Consider the following 17,832-nt stretch of genomic DNA (forward strand, 5'->3'; position numbering starts at 1 on the left):
CAAGTGTCAAGATATATGCACCAACTATCTTTTTTCGATTGTTGCTTCACCAGGACCATTGATAGTAAAGATATAATTATAATCCTTTTGTTTATCTATAGTGATTGTTCCGGAGTTAAGATCTAAGGTCACATCAGCTATATCTATGGGATTGGGAGTATTAGTAGCCATTTTAATGGATGCGGAACATTTTCCATTAGTGGTATGTCCGTAACAGGCCAATTTTACAAGATTCCAGAAAACTTTTTTTGTAGTGTTCGCCGGTGTTGGATATAGAGAAGGGGCGCCTGCTATATAAGCGTTTGATTCTTCAGAAGTGTTATTATGAGTTATTAAATGTTCGGGAGCGGCAAAAGTGGTTGCAGCACTTAGACTGAAAAGGGCTGCTGAAAAACTTTTAAAAATTAAATTCATTATATCTTTTTCTCCATTAAATAATTGGTCGAAAGCTATCAACACCCTAAAAATCAATAACTTTTAACCGGTTTGTCTTCCTACATTGTTGTCTAAAAAAGGCAGTTATATCTACTTACGAGGCGTATTGAATTTCAAACAGCCATTTTTATTGTGATTTAACTGCATTCCTAGGGTAGGGTGCTCCATGAGTATATCGTAAAATAATTTAGTGTCTATCTATAGAGCCCTTATTGAGTAACTGTGCTATGTCTTTGGCAAAATAAGAAATAATAAAATCTGCTCCAGCACGTTTTATAGCAATCAGACTTTCCACCATTGCTTGTTCTTCATTGATGAGTTTGTTTTGAGCTGCAATTTTAATCATCGAGTATTCACCACTTACTTGATAAGCGCATAAGGGTACTTCTGGGAAGTTCTGCTTCATTTTAGCGATGATATCCAGATAAAAACCAGCAGGTTTAACCATAATCATATCTGCTCCCTCATCAAGATCTAAAGCGGTTTCTCTAATGGCCTCAGTACTATTAGCAGGATCCATTTGATATGCTTTACGATCGCCAAATTGTGGTGCTCCTTGAGCAGCTTCTCTAAAAGGTCCATAAAAACATGAGCAATATTTAGCGCTATAACTTAAAATGGGAATTTGTTGATATCCTTGAGCATCTAGTGCTTGACGAATTGCTTGGACCATTCCATCAGTCATTCCGCTTGGCGCTACCCAATCTGCTCCAGCTTTGACATGACTTATAGCTTGTTTTGCTAGAAAATCTAAGGTCTTATCCGTATCAATACACTCTCCATTAAGAACCCCACAGTGGCCATGATCGGTATACTCACAAAAGCAGAGGTCGGTAATAATTAATAGGTCTTTATTAACAGTACGAATTTTTCTTATCGCTTGTTGAATAATTCCTTCATCATTAAAAGATTCACTGCCAAAAGCATCTTTGCGTTTGGGAATACCAAACAGTAATACGGCAGGAATGCCTAATTTGCTAATTGTTTCAATTTCATGTGGAATGCAATTGAGGCTTAATTGAAATTGGCCAGGCATAGCACTAATTGCTTGAGGTTCACTAAGTTTCTCACTGATGAATAAAGGAGCAATAAATTGTTGGGTATGTAATCGTGTTTCTTTGATCAAAGCACGAGACATGGGGCTACTTCTTAAGCGAGTTAATCTCAGTGGTATAGTGTAATCGGTCATGAAAATGAATTCTCCTGATTTATTTTGTTTAAGAAGGACGCTTTTTTTTCTTAGTACTATTTCCTTTCCTGGATGTATATAAAACGTCAATGGCACTACTGGTATCACTGTTACTTATTTGGATACTAAAAAATTTGTTAAGCAGGTATCTAAGTGTCAATATATTTGTATCTGTTTGCGAAAGACCAATATTATAACTTAAATACAGCCGTTTCGAGAGAGACTTTCCTACCATAAACGAAGTACTGTCGCTTGCAGTATTGTTTAATTGATTATAATTTGTATTCGTTTGCACATTAAAATCAATGCCCGCACTCTCTTTTAGTTGTTCCAAAAGTCGGAAGCTGTTTGTAGTACCACTTAGGCTCATTGAAGTTATCGCTGTTAAAAGTAATTGCGCCCCAGCTTTGTTGGCTTGATTCGCTGGGCGGCCAAGAATAAGCATAGACAGAATATCCGCTTGTGAAAGAACAGCAGGCTCAGAGAATAATTGAATTTTGGGCTGGGTTAGGCGCCCAGTTACTTCTACACCTAGAGTCATTGTTTCACCATAATTGATATTTTGCAGATTGGTGCTATTAAAATCTAAAAGTTGGCTTGAACTGGAAAAAGTGGTGGGTGTTCTGTTGATTTTTTTTGCAGCTCGTACATTAATTCCTGGGTTATTGATGAGGCCACCGGTAAAAATTAATTGTCCTTGTTTTATTGCTAACTCTTGACCGTACGCTTTATACGTACCGTCTCTAATCGACAATTCACCATATGCATTAATTGATCCCTCCTGTAGTTGTTTTGTATGGAGTGTTCCATCTAAAAAGCCTTTTAATCCTTTAGCATTGACGGCAACTTCTTTACCCATTTCAATAGCAATGTCCATACTACTCAGAAAAGTCATAGGAGGAGTAGAGTTTTCTTTGCGTTTATAAACTACATCTTCGGGTAATGAAATACTGTTGTGAAAAGTTCGAGGTTTAATTTCAGCATAAGGGACAAAAACAGTACCAGAAAGTGCACGTATAGTAGGGGTTAGATGAAGATTAAGTTTTGGGGAAATATGGATTTGATACTCACTGGTATTGATGAATGGAAAATCATTACCCTCGAGGGTGAGGTCTCCTGTAAATTGACGGCTTAGTGTTCCTTTTCCTGAAAGTGATAGATGATGGCCGGCAGAGATAACTGAACCGCTGGCTTCCCAAAATTTATCTTTACCAAGAACATTAAGTTCTAAGGTATCCAAATTGATTCCGAGCTCAGGTAAAGAAAAACTGGCTTTGCTGAGTATTAATTGGCTTTCGATTTTCCTTTTCTTCACCGTACCGGTCATGTTTAATGAGATAGTCAATTGTCCTTTGAGTGTCTTTAGTTCCGGACTTATGGTGTGTAAGAAGTCTAATGAGTTTATATTTAATGATAATTTGCTATTTATAAGTTGGTTATCGGAAAAGCCGCTATTAAGAGCAAATTTAGGTAATTGAAAATGCATGTTTAAATTTTTATGTTCATCAACAACTAAAATACCTGAACCTTCAAGTTTTTCAGGAGCAAGTGTTACTTTTACTGTTCCTCCTTTAAAATGCAGTATAGGAATAGTATTATCAGGTTCATGATAAAAACCAGGACCTATGGTGAGGAATAAATTTCCTTTATTCTTCGCTTTAATTTCCCCTTTAGCTGATAAGTTAGTATATAAAAGAGTATCTTGGGTAGATGAAGACTGAGGTTGCGTTAGATTAGCATCAAAAGTCCATAGCCAGGGCATGGTTCCGCTAATTTTGGCGTCCATAGTCCAATGATTTTTCAACGCAGTTGTGACTTTAGTATTCAAATTGATTTGTAAGTTAGGTAAGATACCTGTCGCGATTACGGTTCCTTTTTTGCTTTCTATTATTTTATCTGCTGCATTCTTCCATTTTAGATCATGCCATTGAGCGGTCAGTCGTTGATTTTCTCGCAAAGAATGAGGATGCCATTGCACATTTAATTGTTTTATTTTTACTTTAAGCGACTTATTTTGATATTCGAGCGTTCCTATCGTAAAATTATTGATGAGGCTGCCTTCAATATGTTGGATTTTGAGTGTGCCTGGAACGTAAAATCGACATAATTCAATCACACAGAGTAAACCTGGTGTAGTAGCAAATAAAAAAACAACAATTAAACCCAGTATGATGAGTAGTGAAAGAGTAAAATTAACTGTTTTTACGAGTACTCGGATCATAAATCGGGTCCCATACTAATTACTAATCGAGGGCTGTTACTATCACGTTGCCATCGATTATTAATCGCTTGCGCTAATCCCACTTTAATTGGACCTATGGGAGAAACCCACATTAAACCACCACCTGCATCATAATAACTTTTCATTGGATTCGGATTATAAATGGCACCAGCATCATAAAATGCAACAAGATACCAATTTTTTATGGTTTCCTTTTGAACTTCAAAACCTGCGTAGCTAATTATTCTACTTGGTCCTATTGAGTTAAAGCTAAATGCCTTTAAATTATCTGTTCCTCCTAAAAGTAATGCAAGTGATAAGGGTTGTTGCTCGATATTATTGATTGCAATAAATCCTTGAAGGGCATGTCCATAAAGTCGTAAACGCAAAGGTTCTATTCTTATTGCTGCTTTTGCATCCAATGAGGTTTGTGCGTAATTAATTGTTGATAAAGCAATTTGATTCGCAGCAAGGCCATTAATGGTGAGGTTATAACCTGTAGGTGAAAAGAGTAAGTCTTTTGTTTTGCTAAAAGAGAACGTTGCTTTAGGATAAAGTAGAAATTGCTTTGTATCGTGTTGTAATGCGTAATGAAATCCTTCGTATAGGGTGTTGAGCGATAAAGTACGTTGATAATTTTTTACATGATGTTGTTGAGCAAGCGATACAAGAAATGAGTTACTATAACCCGCACTGTAGTTTAAATTAGAAAAGTTACCTGTAAGTGTGTATTGATCAGTTACGGGATTTTGGCCAGGAATAACATATTGAGCCTGCAATGCATTTTGTACAAAAGATCCTTGTGCCAACAGATTAAATTTATGTCCTTGACGGTTCACTGGAACTACATGTAAAGCAGCTCGACCACGTACACCCGTATCAGTTCCATAACCTGCACCTAAGGTATAAGAATATTTAGATACTGGCTCAGTATGGATCTGAATAGGCACTGTTGAATCTTCTGAAATCTGCGGTTTTACAAGTACAGAGCTAAAATAGCCGCTATTGGATAATTCATTATTTAATTGAAGTATTTTGTCAGCTGAATAAACCTGGCCAGGATGAAAAGGTACAAAGCGATGTAATAATTTAGGGTGGATATAGGTGGGATCAAATTGAACTTGTCCAAAGTAATAAAGCTGGCCTGTATCAAGAATAAGAGTAATTTCTGCTGTGTAATTTTCTTCATCAATTAAAATTTCATTTTTCTGAAAACGAGCATGTAAGTAACCTTGATTTTCTGCTGTATCGATGAGCTTTAATTTAGTTTGTTCATATTGCTCCGTGAAAAGCGGAGTACCTTGCATTAAGGGAACTTTTTTTATGACTTCGCGCAGAGCAGGATTTTGTGTTCCTTCACCAATTAGTTCGATCCGAATCTTTGAAATTATGATTTGTGGACCAGGATGGATGATAATAATCAAGTTTTGCATTGTTGGTCTTTGGATAACAACGTCCGCTTTAAAATAACCAAAAGGTTGAATCGCTTGTAGAACTTGCTCTCGTAAATCATCTAAGCTGAATTGAGCAAGGGGCTTTAATTTCTGTAATTCATGCAAACGTTTTTCAACATTAGCCTCTACTTTTCCAGAAACTCCATGAAGCGTCATCAATATTGGAACACTATTATCTTTAGCAAAAAGTGCAAAACAAATCATGAGGAGTATCAGATAGATGAGTTTTTTCACGATAGTTTAGGTACCTGCTTACAAAAAAGGTCTCTTATCTGCATCAGACAAGCTTAAGAATATACAGCTATATATCAATTGTTTCCATGTTTTTAAATCGATAAATTAAATCAAGTGCTTCTCGAGCGGTCAGTCGATCCGGATCAAGCTTTGCGAGTTCTTGTAAAATAGGTGAGCGTGGATGCACTTGAGCTTTGGATTGTGCTTGAGTATTAGGGAGAGCAGTTTGCATATTCTTTAGGTGTGCATGAGCAATTTTTAAAACTTCAGCGGGTATGCCTGCAAGCTCTGCTACCTCTAAGCCATAACTTCGATTTGCATAACCCGATTCAACACGATATAAAAAAACAATACGTCCAGTATCTAATGATGCTTGTAAGTGGACATTACGGATGCAAGGCCACTGTTGTGGAAGATTGGTTAACTCAAAGTAATGGGTAGAGAATAAAGTATATGCTTTAATGGTTGTTGCAAGATAAGTACAGCTGGCATAGGCTAGAGCCATACCATCATAAGTACTAGTACCCCGGCCAATTTCATCAATTAACACTAAGCTTTCATGTGTAGCTTGTCTCAAAATTTGTGCTGTTTCTGTCATTTCCACCATAAAAGTAGAGCGCCCTGATGCTAAATCGTCACTTGCACCTATACGCGTAAAAATTCTGTCTATTGGGCCTAAAGTTGCAGATGCAGCGGGTACGAAACTACCTATATGTGCTAAAAGAACAATTAGGGCAGTTTGACGCATATAAGTTGATTTACCACCCATATTAGGGCCTGTAATCAGTAAAATGTTTTGTGATGGATCCAGATGTAAGTCATTAGCAATAAAACGCTCTTGCAATAAATGTTCGATCACAGGATGGCGGGCTGCTTTAATAGAAATTTGTGATTCAGAGACCAGTTTTGGGCAAGACCAATTGAGGCTTTGTGCTCGTTCAGCAAGCGTTGTTAATACATCCAGTTGAGCCAACGTTTTTGCTAATTGACTTAACTCATTGATATTTTTTTGAATTTCGATGAGTAAATGTTCATAAAGCCATTTTTCGCGTGCCAAAGCTTTGACTTGTGCTGATAATACTTTCTCTTCGAATTGTTTCAATTCTGGAGTAATATAACGCTCCACATTTTTTAACGTTTGTTTTCTATGGTAATGGGAGGGTACTTTTTCAGATTGAGCTTTAGACAATTCAATGTAATAACCCTGGACATTATTAAAACCAAATTTCAGGGTGGACAAGCCAGTATGTTGTTTTTCCTGTTGTTCTAAATGAATTAATTTTTCATTAGCACGCGTACTCAGCATTTTTAATTCATCAAGTTCTTCATCAAAACCAGGGGCGATTACCCCACCATCACGAATGAGCATGGGTGGATTTTCAACGATGGCTGATGTGAGTAATTCGTGCAACTCTGGTAATGGTTTTAAATATTTTTTTAAGAGTACTGTAAGTGTGCTCTGATTGTTAGCAAGCGTAGCACCGAGCTCGGGAAGCAAAGCTAAAGTATGATTTAAGACTAATAAATCACGAGGACGTGCTGATTTTAAAGCGATACGGGAGACAATTCGTTCTACATCACAAATTTGCTTGAGTAAATGATGGAGCGTAGTGGCTTGTTGTAACTGAATCATTTCTTCAATAGCCTGTTGGCGTTCTTGGATAAGATGATGTTGTTTTAGTGGCCTCCCTAGCCAGCGTTTTAGTAAACGACTACCCATGCAGGAGGCCGTTTTATCTAAGATAGAAATTAAACTGTTTTCTTGAGTACCGCTGATATTTTCAAATAATTCTAAATGCTTTTGTGTTGCGGCATCGAGTTGTAAATAATCATGGGTATTTTCAAGAGTGATCGTTGTTAAATGAGGTAAGGCTTGTTTTTGTGTGGTGTGCAAATAAGACAATAAGGATCCAGCTGCTACTAAAGCGGTAGGGTAATCGCGTTCGCCAAAAGCAGAGAGATCATTTACTGAAAATTGCTCGCACAAAAGTTTTTTGGCTCTATCAAAATGAAACTCCCACCCAGGCCTTAATTTAACTGGAAAATTAGAACAATATTCTTCTAATGCAGAACCTTCTTGTAAAAGCAATTCTGCAGGTTGTAGCCTGGTGAGCTCTGCACTAAGCTGATTATTTTGAGAAAGTTCTAATAAATGAAAACGACCGCTACTTAGGTCTACCCAAGCTAAGCCAATTTTTTGCTTTTGTTGGTGAACTGCTAATAGGATGTTATCTTTCTTCGCATCTAAAAGGGCTTCATCAATGACTGTTCCAGGAGTAATAATACGAGTAACTTGTCGCTCAACAGGTCCTTTACTTGTTGCAGGATCACCTATTTGTTCGCAAATAGCTACTGATTCACCTTTTTTTATAAGTCTGGCTAAATAATTTTCCACAGCATGATAAGGAACACCAGCCATAGGAATAGGTTTATCTGCAGATTGACCACGATGAGTCAAAGTAAGATCTAATAATTGGGAAGCACGTTTCGCATCATCAAAAAAGAGTTCGTAAAAATCCCCCATACGATAAAGTAAAAGCATATCGGGATATTCTGATTTGATGCGTAAATACTGCTGCATCATGGGAGTATGAGGAGTTGTCATAAAACGTTTTGCTTGAATTAAATTTCGATGATTTTAACAAAATCAGGTGAGATAGAGTAGGGTGTTTTATAGTGTAGAAATGATTTACATCTACAACATAGAAAAGGAGCGGAAATATGATATTCTTAGTCGGTTAAAACGATGAGTGGGATAATGAAGCGGTTAAAAGAGAGTTTATCTATTATTTATCAATATTTATCAAAGCAGACGGAAGATGCCAGTCATCAGATTACATTATTTGGCATTGTGATGATGATCAACTATCCGTTATTTGGTGTTTTTTGGAAGTTTGAACGTTTTCAACTGAGCGAAGAGTTTTGCTTGCGTCTTATTGCTACTTTTCTTTGTGCTTGTTTGGCTTTAAATCGATTTTGGCCTCATTCATTATTGAAGTGGCTACCTCTTTTTTGGTATCTCGTTTTATTATTTTGTTTGCCTTATTTCTTTTGCTATTTAACGCTAATCAATCATTGTTCCACGTTGTGGTTAATGAATTGTGTTTCTGCTATTTTTTTTCTTTTATTAGTTACTAGTGCCTTAGGATCTCTTATCCTTATTTTTGGAGGATGTGGGCTTGCATTTTTTTCTTATTTTATATCCCATCGGGTGATGGAATATATACCAGGTACTATTTCATTATTTAGTTTATCGATGACTTGCATTGCTGCAGTTGTTATTGGTGTTTTGTTTGCGCGGGATAGAGAAATTATTATTGCTGGCCGTCTTTCGGGGATGCGTATGTTGGCGAGTAGTATTGCGCATGATCTGCGTACACCATTAGCTAGTATTTATTTGCAAGCTGAATTACAGGCAATTATTTTGAATAAAATTAAAAATTCAGAGATAAGAAATGATTTACAAGAAAGTTTAAATAAGATTACTCGAGGAATAGAAACAAGTAATCGTATTATTAGTATGCAGTTAAGTAATATACGCCATAATAAGTTCAATACAAGTAATTTCAGTATTTATCCAATACATAACTTAATTGAAAGGGCTGTCGATGATTATCCATTAAAAGAAACTCAAAAGTCGCTTATCCATGTTAGTTATGAGAACAATTTTCCCATTTGGTTAGAAGAGTTAGCATTTAAGAATCTCCTATGGAATTTATTAAAAAATAGTCTTGAATACATTGAAGAAACAGGCAAAGGAATTATTTCTATTTGGTTAGAAATTGGTGCAGGAAAAGATAATTTCAATTACCTTCACGTTAAGGATACAGCTCGGGGCATATACTCTAAAAATTTCGAAAAAATATTTGAGCGTTTTTATTCCGAACGCCAAAATGGCACAGGTTTAGGATTGGCCTATTGCAAGTTGCTGATGCAAGAAGCCGGTGGTGATATTTTTTGTAAGGGAAAACTAAACGAATTTGCCCATTTCACTGTAAAATTTCCTAAAATTGATTAGGGTCAGTTGACAATTCTACTATTCTGGCAGTCTAGCGAATTGTCAACTGACCCTAACTTAAATTGCTTCTAACGGAGCTAAAGCGAACATATAATTGGATAAATTATTCCACATCTGTTGTTGGTGTTTGTAGATGAAGTCAAATGATTTGATTATTTTATTGGGTGTTTTTTCCCAAATAGGTAGAATTAAACTAAGCGTTGAGTCAAAGTGCGTTACATGAGTGTGGACTCTAAAAAAAGTTTTTGCATGCTGACTTAACTGAATGGAGTCAGCCATGTTCACCAAATAAGGATAGTCTAAATTATCAAGACGTTCGTAGGCGGCAAAAGCAGAAATCCTTTCGTCTTCTTCATGTGCAGATAGCCATTGTAAATGGGATTTATTAAAATTTTTCGCGAAAGGTAAGTAGTGAGTTTCATTAACTATCTCATCATGAATATCCACACCACATTCCTTAGCAAAACGTTCATAAAGCATCTCATGTGAAAAACAATTCCCCATTCCTAATTCTTCATGAAGATTTTCTAGAATGATTTTTTTAGTGAGTTCGTTGTTAGAAAAATTAGCAATATACCAAAGAAAATTAATAAAGTGTCCTCTTAAATGATAAAAAACAGACGCAAAAATTTTCTTTTGCTCTTTGTCCCATGTGCACGTTTCTTGGGGATTAAATAAAGGAATAGAAGCAATAGATTGTCGATACTCCAAATCTACTTGATGAAGAAAATGATACAGGGATTCGGGTACATCAGCAATTATATGATTTGACATAATTTTATTTTTTGTTAGTGATTGCGTTATGAGTAGTTAGAATGAGGGAATCATACCGTATGTGCAATACTTACGCAATTAGTTGAGTGCCTTAAAATTTCCAAAAGTTAAAAAAAATAAGCCTGGATTCAATAACATAATCTAGGCTATTATCAATTAATTAACGTTAATTATAATACATGCAAAGGATATGCCATGTTAACTCCCAGGGATATTAAAACCGTTGATGCAGCAAAACAAATAGTTAAGGAGCGCAATCTTTCTCATGTCAAAGTAGGCTTATTTGACATGGATGGAGTGATGCTCGGCAAGTATATGAGTAGAAATAAATTCTTTTCTGCGCTTGATAATGGTTTTTCTTTTTGTAATGTAATTTTAGGTTGGGATTCCAAAAATAAACTTTATGATAATGGAACTTATACAGGTTGGCATACAGGTTATCCGGATACTTTAGTACGTATCTTGCCAGAAACTTGCCGGGATCTTGTTTTTGAGGAGAATCAACTTTTATTCATGGCTGAATTTTCTGGGGATGCAGAGGCCATATGTCCGCGAGCTTTGCTTCGACGCGTGCTTCAGAAGGCTGATGCTATGGGGTTCGAAGCGTATGCAGCATTAGAATATGAATTTTTTATGTTCGATGAAACGCCAGAGAGTATCCGTGCTAAAGGTTTTCGTGATTTAAAACCTATGACTCCTGATTTTTTTGGGTATTCCATGATTCGTAACACCGTTTATGCCGATTTATATCACCAAATTCTTGAGATGGGTGAGGTTATGGATTTCCCTATTGAAAGTCTCCATGCAGAATCAGGCCCTGGAGTAATAGAGGCGGCTATTGCTGTAGATAAGATTGATGTAGCTGGAGATAAGGCTGCATTGTTTAAAACTTTTATGAAAGTTTTGGCACAGCGTAACCATAAAATGGCAACTTTTATGGCTAAGTGGTCTCCTAATTATCCTGGACAGAGTGGGCACATACATCTTTCTTTGCGACATAAAGAAGGGGGAAATGCTTTTTATGATTCTTCGATGCAATATAATATGAGCAAACTTCAACGACATTTTATTGCAGGACAGCAAATGCTGATGCCTGAGTTACTAGCAATGGTTGCTCCTACAGTAAACAGTTTTACCCGACTTATTCCTGGATTTTGGGCTCCAACCAATGCTACTTGGGGCATAGAAAATAGAACTACAGCACTGCGCGTTATCCCAGGAAATGATAAATCGCAGCGCATCGAGTATCGTTTAGGTTCAGCAGACTCAAATCCTTATTTGGCTTTGGCGGCAGCCTTAGGTTCGGGCTTGTATGGTATGGAACAAGAGTTAGAACTTCATTCAGAAATTAAAGGCAATTCTTACGTACAAAGTCACCAAGAAGAACTTACTTTACCACGAACACTTGGGGAAGCTTCTACCCGTCTTAAAGGATCAAAAGTCGCCCGTTCATTATTTGGTGATCCCTTTGTGGATCATTTTACTGCTACTCGAGAATGGGAAGAGCGGGAATTTTGTCGCCATATTACTGACTGGGAATTAGATCGCTATTTTGAAATTATTTAACGTGAGTTTGATATAAAGTATTTTTTTATATCAAACTCACATTATTTAAAGGATCGATCATGATGGATACATTGAAAACCTTTTCTCCCGTGGATAATTCTCTTTATGTAGAACGTACTTTTGCAAGCGACAATGAGATTCAATATGTTCTTGATAAGGCGTTAACTATAAAAAAATGGTGGGCAGCCACAACCGTTGCTGAACGTGAAAAGTATTGTAATGCTGCGGTTGATTTCTTAGTTGCAAATAAAAAAGAGATTGCTAAAGAAATTTGTTGGCAAATGGGTAGACCAATCCGCTATGCCGAAGGAGAGATTAATGGTTTAGAGGAGCGAGCCCGCTATATGATTACAGCGGCAAATACTGCACTTGCTCCAATTAAATTACCTGAAAAGTCAGGATTTATTCGTTATATTAAACGCGAACCACTGGGAATTTCCTTGGTCATTGCGCCTTGGAACTATCCTTACCTTACTGCGGTGAATGCAATTATCCCAGCTCTCATGGCGGGCAATGTAGTATTACTCAAACATTCTGCGCAAACACCACTAGTAGCTGAACGATTTGCTCACGCTTTTGAAGCATCAGGTCTTCCTGAGGGGGTTTTTCAATATATACATGTGACACACTCAGATACTGAAAAAATAATACGCAATCCAATTATAGATCACGTTGCTTTCACAGGTTCTGTTGCCGGGGGTGAGATGGTAGAGCGTGTAACGGCTGGACGCTTTATTCAAGTAGGTCTGGAACTGGGAGGAAAAGATCCTGCCTATGTGCGCTTTGATGCAGATATTGATAATGCCGTAGAGGTACTTATGGATGGAGCATTTTTTAATTCTGGCCAATCATGCTGTGGTATTGAGCGTATTTATGTCCATAAAGATGTTTATCACCATTTTGTCAATAAAGCCGTAGTGCTTGTTAACCGATATAAGCTTGGACGCCCGGATGATCCGGAAACAACCCTAGGACCACTCGTTCGTCCCTCTGCTGCTGAGTTTGTTCGCACACAAATTCAAGAGGCACTTGCACAAGGTGCTGTAGCACATATTGACAGTCGAAATTTTGCGATGGATAAACCGGGATCTGCTTATATGGCTCCTCAAATCTTAACTGAAGTAAACCATAAAATGCGTGTCATGACCGAAGAGACATTTGGACCCGTTGTTGGAATTATGTCTGTTGATAGTGATGAGGAAGCTATAGCATTAATGAATGATAGTATTTATGGATTAACAGCGACAGTGTGTACCAAAGATATTGATCAGGGGATTGCTCTTGGTGAACAACTGCATACAGGAACTTTTTTTATAAATCGTTGTGATTATTTGGATCCTGCTTTGGCCTGGACTGGAGTCAAGAATTCTGGGCGTGGATGTACATTATCTTCAATTGGATATGATTTACTTACCAGGCCCAAATCATTCCATATAAAGGCAATTGCTTAGAAAGGAATCAAAAAATGAGTTTATCATTGACTGCTAATTGGAATTATCCTACTTTAATACGTGTAGGGAAAGGACGTATACGCGAGCTTTCTGAGGCTTGTTATTCATTAGGTATTCAATCTCCTCTGTTAGTCACAGATAGTCATCTTGCTCAACTATCAATGGTTAAATCAGCATTAGCGCATTGCAGTGATGCTGGTTTGCAGGTTTCTTTATTTTCAGACGTAAAAGCGAACCCTACAGGTGACAATGTCATGACCGGTGTTTCAGTTTATATGAAAGGACAACATGATGGAGTGATCGCTTTGGGGGGCGGATCTGCTTTAGATACCGGTAAAGCTATTGCCTTGATGGTAGGGCAAAATCGCCCTTTATGGGATTTTGAAGATATAGGGGATAATTGGAAACAAGTAAACAGTGGCAGAGTGGCACCTATTATCGCAGTGCCGAGTACCGCAGGAACAGGATCAGAAGTGGGACGTGCTTCTGTGATTGTTGATACTCAGCAACAACGAAAAAAGATTATTTTTCATCCTAAGATGTTGCCTAGTATAGTAATTATTGATCCTGAACTTACAATGACGCTACCTCCAAATATTACTGCAGCGACAGGTATGGACGCATTATCACATTGTTTGGAAGCTTATTCTGCCCCCACTTATCATCCAATGGCGGAAGGAATAGCACTTGAAGGTATACGGCTAATAAAGGAGCATTTACCGCGAGTGATCAAAGAGGGTAACGATGTAAATTCGAGGACACATATGCTTGTTGCTTCTTTGATGGGAGCGACAGCTTTTCAACGTGGGTTAGGAGCAATGCATGCACTTGCTCATCCTTTAGGTGCAATTTACGATGCACATCATGGCCGGTTAAATGCTATTTTGATGCCTTATGTATTGCGAGCTAATCGCTCCTTAATTGAACAAAAAATTAATCGCTTGGCTACATATTTACATCTGGACAATGGGTTTAATGGATTTATCGATTGGGTGATGCAATTACGTAGAGAGCTGGGTATTGAACATTGCTTAGCTGATATTGGAATTGATTCACAACAGGTAACACGTATTGCAGCACTGGCAATAGAAGATCCTTCAGCCCAAAGCAACCCTATTACTTTTAGTGAGACGCAATATAGAAATATTCTTATGGCAGCAATACATGGGGATGAGTGTTATTTGGAGGGCATAGCTGCTGGATTGGCAGTAACCCCTTAAGTTGTTGCTAAAAATCTTGGGGAAAAGTCAGAATGAATATTGGTATACTAGAATGTGATCAGGTAGATACAGACTTGATTGCGGCGCATGGCACTTATTCCGAAATGTATAAGAAACTGCTGCATCAAGCTGCTCCTAATTTGAACTTTACAGTTTATGATGTCCGCAATGACGCGCTTCCGATAAGCATGGATGCAGCCGATGCCTACCTCATTACTGGGAGTCGCCATGGTGTCAATGATAATTTATCCTGGATTCATTCACTTGAAGAGTTTATTCGTTGTCTTCATGCTGCAAGAAAAAAAGTAATAGGAATTTGTTTTGGTCATCAACTTATTGCTAAAGCATTAGGGGGGAAAGTCGTAAAATCGACTAAAGGTTGGGGAATAGGAATGTCAATCAATAAAATAACCCAACATAAGCCTTGGATGTTTCCCCCTTTAGAAGAGTTTAATCTAATCATGAGTCATCAGGATCAGGTTATCGAGATTCCTTCAGAGGCTGAGGTATTGGCTACTAGTGAATTTTGTCCCTTTTATATGCTGCAAATTGGGGATAATTTTTTTACAGTACAAGGTCACCCTGAATTTAGTAAAATTTATTTTCAATCATTAATCGAGGCCCGAAAACAAAAATTTGATCAAAAATTATATGAGCAAGGGTTAAAGTCGCTCCAATTAAGGTGTGATGATGGTGTATTTGCTAGGTGGGTTGTTAATTTTTTGATCGAAAAACCCAAGGAAGACTCATAGTTTTTTACTATTTTTTTTTGAAATATCAATAGGTCATGGTTGAATTTAAATTTATTTGCTAAAATCAAAAGGGATTTAAAAAAAATATTAAACTTATAGGGAGAATGATATGAACCGTTTAGCTTTAATTGCTGCAACAGGTTTTTTAGCATTAGCATTAACTGCATGTGGTGGGCAAGATAAGCAGCCAACAGCAGGAGCGGACAATGCTACTACAACTACAACACCACCACCAGCACAAAATCAACCAGCTGGTAATACTCAAAATCAATAAAGTCTTTAACCTGGGTGAAGGCTTTAAGCCATAACCCAGGATTATTTTAGATATTTATGAGCTCTTTTGATAAATTAATCGAAGAAATTGCTTCTGTTTTAAAAAAAAATAATTGGCAATTAGTTACGGCAGAATCATGTACTGGCGGACTTATTGCGAGTTATCTCACTGAAATTTCTGGAAGCTCAGTTTGGTTTGAGCGAGGATTTGTCACGTACAGTAATTTAGCTAAAGAGGAACAGCTGTCCGTTCCCTCAGGATTGATTGAAAAATATGGTGCAGTAAGCGAACCTGTTGCTCAAGCTATGGCAGTTGGTGCGCTACGGCATAGTGCGGGGCAAGTTGCTGTGTCGGTTACAGGTATAGCTGGTCCTGATGGTGGCAGTATTGAGAAACCTGTAGGAACAGTATGTTTTGGTTGGGTGGCTGAGGATATGTTGCCTAAGACTTTAAAAAAGCATTATCCAGGTAACAGACAAGAAATACGTTTAGCTGCATGCCAAGAAGCGTTACTAGGTATTCTTTCCTATCTAAAAAATTAATGTTCCTGAATTTTTAGGAAAAAATGGGTATTTGGAGTTTCAAAAGAACCCATGATGCATTTTTTTGACTAAGAAAAACCTTTACTAACTTCATGAATCAATTTGCTGCTTATACCTATCTGTGTGATAATTTTAATCTTGCGTAACTACCTGGATAAGATGATGGAAGAAAACAAACAAAAAGCATTATCAGCTGCCCTTTCGCAAATTGAGCGTCAATTTGGTAAGGGATCAGTGATGCGTATGGGTGATAGCACTGTAGCTCGAGATATAGAAGCGATCTCAACAGGTTCATTAGGATTGGATATTGCATTAGGAATTGGTGGCTTACCTAAAGGACGTATTGTTGAAATTTATGGTCCTGAATCTTCGGGTAAAACTACTTTAACCTTACAGGTTATTGCTGAGTGTCAAAAACTTGGTGGTACTGCTGCATTTATTGACGCAGAGCATGCATTAGATCCAAGCTACGCTCAAAAACTAGGTGTTAATGTTGATGAATTGTTGGTTTCGCAACCTGATACAGGAGAGCAAGCCCTGGAAATTACTGATATGTTGGTACGTTCCGGAGCTGTAGATGTGATTATTGTTGACTCTGTTGCTGCATTAACGCCAAAAGCAGAAATTGAAGGGGAAATGGGTGACTCACATGTTGGTTTACAAGCGCGATTAATGTCGCAAGCATTACGTAAATTAACTGCTAATATTAAACGCTCCAATACTTTGGTGATTTTTATTAATCAGATTCGTATGAAAATTGGTGTTATGTTTGGCAGCCCTGAAACAACGACTGGCGGTAATGCGTTGAAGTTCTATGCTTCTGTTCGTTTGGATATACGACGTATTGGTTCAATAAAGAAAGGCGAAGAGATTTTAGGAAGTGAAACACGAGTTAAAGTAGTTAAGAATAAAGTAGCTCCACCTTTTAAAGTGACCGAATTTGATATTTTATATAATGAAGGTATTTCTCGTGAGAGTGAAATTATCAATCTGGCTGTGCAACTCAATCTTATTGAAAAATCAGGTGCTTGGTACAGTTATAAAGGCGAGAAAATTGGCCAAGGTAAAGAAAATGTGCGTTTGTATTTGAAGGATAATCCTCAAATTGCAGCAACGCTTGAGCAGCAAATTCGTACCGAGCTCTTAGAGAAGAAGCTGCCTATGCTTGCAGCCACTGAGGACGAATTTGAGACTATTGATGACTGAAGCATTTGATAGTGCTGTGCGCTTGTTATCCAGGCGCGAACACAGTGCGTTAGAGCTTTATGATAAATTAAAACAGAAAGGATATAGCTCAATAGAAGCTCAAGAAGCTTTGGATGCATGTCAACGTATGGATTTGCAAAGTGACTGTCGTTTTGTAGAAGTGTACAGTCACTTACGCATTCGTCAGGGTTATGGCCCTTTAAAAATAAGTCAAGAGCTAAGTACTAAAGGAATTGATAAGGAATTAATTCATCAGCTCTTACAGCAGGAACAAGAGAATTGGTTTCAACATGCTTTAAATGTTTGGCGGAAAAAAAGTAAAGGACAACTTAATTTGACTTTTGATGAGCTGCAAAAACAGCAGCGTTTTTTGCTTTATCGTGGATTTAGTATGGATATTATTGCTCAGATAAAAAAAGAATTAAAAGGTTCGTCTCTTCCCCAAGCTGGAGAAGAATCATAGTCTGGATACGGCAGGTTCAGCACCTTTAGCTTG

General features: G+C 37.5%; 15 protein-coding genes. 9 read left to right on the forward strand and 6 right to left on the reverse strand.

Annotated features, from left to right (window positions below):
• Positions 1-24: 24 nt before the first annotated feature.
• The 5 genes from Lgra_RS08515 to mutS all read right to left on the reverse strand — a co-directional run bounded on the left by Lgra_RS08515 (position 25) and on the right by mutS (position 8,138).
• The gene (locus Lgra_RS08515) at positions 25-414 is read right to left on the reverse strand and encodes a hypothetical protein (RefSeq protein WP_058498840.1); all 390 of its coding nucleotides are present in this window, start codon (positions 412-414) and stop codon (positions 25-27) included.
• A 208-nt stretch (positions 415-622) separates the two neighbouring features.
• Positions 623-1,624: a porphobilinogen synthase gene (gene hemB, locus Lgra_RS08520; protein ID WP_058498841.1), complete on the reverse strand. Its 1,002-nt coding sequence runs from the start codon at positions 1,622-1,624 to the stop codon at positions 623-625.
• Between the two features lie 28 nt (positions 1,625-1,652).
• Complete coding sequence (locus Lgra_RS08525) at positions 1,653-3,845, reverse strand: translocation/assembly module TamB domain-containing protein (RefSeq protein WP_058498842.1); 2,193 nt, start codon at positions 3,843-3,845, stop codon at positions 1,653-1,655.
• Positions 3,842-5,533 (reverse strand): autotransporter assembly complex protein TamA, encoded by a 1,692-nt coding sequence (locus Lgra_RS08530; RefSeq protein WP_058498843.1) that lies wholly within the window; start codon positions 5,531-5,533, stop codon positions 3,842-3,844. Before Lgra_RS08530 ends, Lgra_RS08525 begins: the two co-directional genes overlap by 4 nt.
• Before the next feature lie 67 nt (positions 5,534-5,600).
• Positions 5,601-8,138 (reverse strand): DNA mismatch repair protein MutS, encoded by a 2,538-nt coding sequence (mutS, locus tag Lgra_RS08535; protein WP_058498844.1) that lies wholly within the window; start codon positions 8,136-8,138, stop codon positions 5,601-5,603.
• Between the two features lie 153 nt (positions 8,139-8,291).
• On the opposite strand from mutS, the gene Lgra_RS08540 reads away from it, so the two are divergent.
• Positions 8,292-9,551: a sensor histidine kinase gene (locus Lgra_RS08540; RefSeq protein WP_058499272.1), complete on the forward strand. Its 1,260-nt coding sequence runs from the start codon at positions 8,292-8,294 to the stop codon at positions 9,549-9,551.
• Positions 9,552-9,608: 57 nt separating this feature from the next.
• Here Lgra_RS08540 and Lgra_RS08545 read toward each other — a convergent pair whose 3' ends face one another.
• Positions 9,609-10,325, reverse strand: coding sequence for an iron-containing redox enzyme family protein (locus Lgra_RS08545; protein WP_058498845.1), 717 nt, complete (start codon positions 10,323-10,325; stop codon positions 9,609-9,611).
• A 195-nt stretch (positions 10,326-10,520) separates the two neighbouring features.
• On the opposite strand from Lgra_RS08545, the gene Lgra_RS08550 reads away from it, so the two are divergent.
• The 8 genes from Lgra_RS08550 (at position 10,521) to recX (ending at position 17,799) form a co-directional block, all read left to right on the forward strand.
• Entirely contained in the window at positions 10,521-11,891 is a 1,371-nt protein-coding gene (locus tag Lgra_RS08550) for a glutamine synthetase family protein (protein WP_058498846.1), read from the forward strand.
• Positions 11,892-11,950: 59 nt separating this feature from the next.
• Positions 11,951-13,342 (forward strand): aldehyde dehydrogenase family protein, encoded by a 1,392-nt coding sequence (locus tag Lgra_RS08555; RefSeq protein WP_058498847.1) that lies wholly within the window; start codon positions 11,951-11,953, stop codon positions 13,340-13,342.
• Positions 13,343-13,356: 14 nt separating this feature from the next.
• Entirely contained in the window at positions 13,357-14,562 is a 1,206-nt protein-coding gene (locus Lgra_RS08560; protein WP_058498848.1) for an iron-containing alcohol dehydrogenase, read from the forward strand.
• A 32-nt stretch (positions 14,563-14,594) separates the two neighbouring features.
• Complete coding sequence (locus tag Lgra_RS08565; RefSeq protein ID WP_058498849.1) at positions 14,595-15,314, forward strand: glutamine amidotransferase-related protein; 720 nt, start codon at positions 14,595-14,597, stop codon at positions 15,312-15,314.
• Between the two features lie 109 nt (positions 15,315-15,423).
• A complete protein-coding gene (locus tag Lgra_RS17990) occupies positions 15,424-15,588 on the forward strand; it encodes a hypothetical protein (protein WP_165482855.1) in 165 nt (54 codons plus the stop codon).
• A gap of 56 nt (positions 15,589-15,644) precedes the next feature.
• Positions 15,645-16,130, forward strand: a complete 486-nt coding sequence (locus Lgra_RS08570) for a CinA family protein (protein WP_058498850.1) — start codon at positions 15,645-15,647, stop codon at positions 16,128-16,130.
• A gap of 162 nt (positions 16,131-16,292) precedes the next feature.
• Positions 16,293-17,336 (forward strand): recombinase RecA, encoded by a 1,044-nt coding sequence (gene recA / locus Lgra_RS08575; RefSeq protein ID WP_058498851.1) that lies wholly within the window; start codon positions 16,293-16,295, stop codon positions 17,334-17,336.
• Positions 17,329-17,799, forward strand: a complete 471-nt coding sequence (recX, locus tag Lgra_RS08580) for a recombination regulator RecX (protein ID WP_058498852.1) — start codon at positions 17,329-17,331, stop codon at positions 17,797-17,799. The genes recA and recX overlap by 8 nt, the downstream gene beginning before the upstream one ends.
• The last annotated feature ends 33 nt before the right edge of the window (positions 17,800-17,832 follow it).

Source organism: Legionella gratiana, assembly GCF_001467695.1.
Classification (GTDB): domain Bacteria; phylum Pseudomonadota; class Gammaproteobacteria; order Legionellales; family Legionellaceae; genus Legionella; species Legionella gratiana.

Excerpts from the sequence above, each read along its gene's own strand:
- Lgra_RS08515 (WP_058498840.1), bottom strand. The coding sequence starts at position 414 with ATGAATTTAATTTTTAAAAGTTTTTCAGCAGCCCTTTTCAGTCTAAGT.
- hemB (WP_058498841.1), bottom strand. The coding sequence starts at position 1,624 with ATGACCGATTACACTATACCACTGAGATTAACTCGCTTAAGAAGTAGC.
- Lgra_RS08525 (WP_058498842.1), bottom strand. The coding sequence starts at position 3,845 with ATGATCCGAGTACTCGTAAAAACAGTTAATTTTACTCTTTCACTACTC.
- mutS (WP_058498844.1), bottom strand. The coding sequence starts at position 8,138 with ATGACAACTCCTCATACTCCCATGATGCAGCAGTATTTACGCATCAAA.
- Lgra_RS08540 (WP_058499272.1), top strand. The coding sequence starts at position 8,292 with ATGAAGCGGTTAAAAGAGAGTTTATCTATTATTTATCAATATTTATCA.
- Lgra_RS08545 (WP_058498845.1), bottom strand. The coding sequence starts at position 10,325 with ATGTCAAATCATATAATTGCTGATGTACCCGAATCCCTGTATCATTTT.
- Lgra_RS08550 (WP_058498846.1), top strand. The coding sequence starts at position 10,521 with ATGTTAACTCCCAGGGATATTAAAACCGTTGATGCAGCAAAACAAATA.
- Lgra_RS08555 (WP_058498847.1), top strand. The coding sequence starts at position 11,951 with ATGATGGATACATTGAAAACCTTTTCTCCCGTGGATAATTCTCTTTAT.
- Lgra_RS08560 (WP_058498848.1), top strand. The coding sequence starts at position 13,357 with ATGAGTTTATCATTGACTGCTAATTGGAATTATCCTACTTTAATACGT.
- Lgra_RS08565 (WP_058498849.1), top strand. The coding sequence starts at position 14,595 with ATGAATATTGGTATACTAGAATGTGATCAGGTAGATACAGACTTGATT.
- Lgra_RS17990 (WP_165482855.1), top strand. The coding sequence starts at position 15,424 with ATGAACCGTTTAGCTTTAATTGCTGCAACAGGTTTTTTAGCATTAGCA.
- Lgra_RS08570 (WP_058498850.1), top strand. The coding sequence starts at position 15,645 with ATGAGCTCTTTTGATAAATTAATCGAAGAAATTGCTTCTGTTTTAAAA.
- recA (WP_058498851.1), top strand. The coding sequence starts at position 16,293 with ATGGAAGAAAACAAACAAAAAGCATTATCAGCTGCCCTTTCGCAAATT.
- recX (WP_058498852.1), top strand. The coding sequence starts at position 17,329 with ATGACTGAAGCATTTGATAGTGCTGTGCGCTTGTTATCCAGGCGCGAA.